This window comes from Endozoicomonas sp. (genome assembly GCF_051008435.1).
Classification (GTDB): Bacteria; Pseudomonadota; Gammaproteobacteria; order Pseudomonadales; family Endozoicomonadaceae; genus Endozoicomonas_A.
Window position 1 is genome coordinate 1 of sequence record NZ_JBPCXO010000154.1, and the last position, 2,227, is coordinate 2,227.

Here is a 2,227-nt window from a genome sequence, read left to right on the forward strand (position 1 = left end):
CGGTTTGAGACAGTTTTTATGATTATTTGAGGCGAATAGCGAGCTATTCAACGAAAAGAATCATAAAAAATGGCCAAATCAGGCTTTTTCGCAGTAGGTCAGTGGTAAGTCCGACAGGCTCCTAGCCTGCTGTTCAAATACTTTTTAAACCCTCGCCTATCCGTTTCCTATGGCGTATAAGGCTATCAGCAAAGCTCCTGTCATGATCACCTCACTCATAAGCGTTGATAGTGCTGATGAAGGTTCCAGACCTTGAGTCAGGGGTGAGTTCGTGGGCTGAGTATTCGCTGCAGTAGATGCAGCCACATCGGTCGTTGAAGGATAGACAAGCGTACCTGCCATAAATGCATTATTTGGCATTTCATCACCCAGGCGGGTGTTTCTCTTTATGACCTTAGTCAGTGTTGTCTGGCGAACCATCTGCATTTCATCAAACGTTAAGGGGTTGGGATTGCCGGAATTCTGATACCAGTAACGGTCTCCGTCTCTTAAAACCTTGAACTGTTCCTTTAGAATCCTGGCATTGGTAGGACCTACCATTCCTCCGGTTACATGATCTTCAGCCAGTGCCCCAACCCATAGGTCAACATGATCAACGCTGGTGTAGATCGACTGGAGACGAGTCACAGTCTCGGCATCCGAACTGATCTGATCAAAGCCAGATACTCGCTCCAATCCACCCAGTGCTTCACGCGCCTGATTATAGGTAGGAATGCCATGATCTCGACCACGCTGAATGTTCAATGCAACCAGGTCGCCCGTCGGCCCGAATAAAGTATTCCTGACTTCGTTCACCACCCGGGCATCCACTTTCTGGTGAGTTTGATAGGCCAGGCCCAACAGATAAGGTTCCAGCCCGTCGTCACTGACGCAGGTATGACAGAAGAAAGCATTCTTCAGTGTGAGTGGCTCAGACCTGAGATGCCCTTCTTCATAGTAAACCTTCAATAAATCAGGGCTGAGTGCACTATGACCAAAGCGATAACTGGCCGTCGAAAAACTGTTTCTGATTGTGCCATCCAATGAAGAATCATATTCGTTGTAGGCACCTAGATTCTCACTGCCCAATAAGAGTGGAAGAAATTCATCGTAGGTAATTTTCTGAAGGATGGCGATAACCCGGTTTCGGGCACATTGATAAAGATCTTCATCTCTTTCCATGGTGCCCGCTTCTGCCAGCGAGCTGCAGGTTTCCACCTGGTAGTTATGCTCACGCATAAACAAAGTGTGCATGACAGTAAGACCGACTTGTTCATTGGCACGTACATCACCTGCAAGAAAGAAATCCTCTGCAGGCAGATATTCGGGCTTTTCATTCTCCAGACTCTGGGTATTTTTAGGCAGAAGATTCCCTGTCGAGAACTTCAAACGACCAGTACCGTCTTTCATTCTTAAAGCATTGGCACGATGACTGTCAGAGCCGTAGACATTGGATCCATCGATCCAGCTGCTGACTATATTAACTTGCTGTCTTGGGTGAGCACTGCTTGTACCACCAATAAACCTGGATCGGGAAAACCTGAGTTTGAACTGCCCTGTTTGCTCAGGATCAAAGGTTGTATCCGTTGCCAGAATATCCGCTGGATCTCGGGGCTTAGCTACCGGAGTCAAATCAAGGTCATGATCGAGAAACTGTCCCCACTGCCAGAAGAAATCAGACACTCCCAGCTCATTGGGAATATTTAAAGATTCTTCATTCTCCTCCTGCTTGAATACACTGTTACTGATATCTCTTGGATTGGGACGTTCAGAGTCGGCAAGGGTTGCTCCACCATCTTCGGAATAAGCGTGTTCAAATAATCGAAACAAGGGCTGCCCTGCCTGCCCCCAGGCAGGGTTTTCAACATTATTATTATGACCATCATAACTGCGAACAAGAAGACCACCACTCCCCATATCAGGTTCAGTGGCAGTATCGGTCGATCGGGTTGGAGTACTGTCTGCTAATAGAAAGGGAGAACATAATATTATAAATAAATACGTCGACTGTCTAAATAGTCTAACGGTGGATCGTTTATTCATTTCCAACTACTCGTTCAAAAAAATCGGGCAGTTAGAAAAGTAGTCAGCCTTTGGAGTTTATCAAGAACCTCAAAATGCATCCTGTTTACCATCGACCCTACGTCATAATCCAGATGCTATATTAAACGTCTGATGACCTTTATATTTGGAGATAAATCTGATGTGTAAAAATACTGTTCAGTTCCAAAAAGGCATTGGCATTATG

Annotated in this window: 1 protein-coding gene; it reads right to left on the bottom strand. The window is 45.8% G+C overall.

Translation table 11 applies throughout. The features are described from left to right. Positions 1-156: 156 nt before the first annotated feature. A complete protein-coding gene (locus ACR2PX_RS07485) occupies positions 157-1,896 on the bottom strand; it encodes a peroxidase family protein (RefSeq protein ID WP_433998731.1) in 1,740 nt (579 codons plus the stop codon). Between the last annotated feature and the right edge of the window lie 331 nt (positions 1,897-2,227).

Excerpts from the sequence above, each read along its gene's own strand:
- ACR2PX_RS07485 (WP_433998731.1), bottom strand. The coding sequence starts at position 1,896 with ATGGGGAGTGGTGGTCTTCTTGTTCGCAGTTATGATGGTCATAATAAT.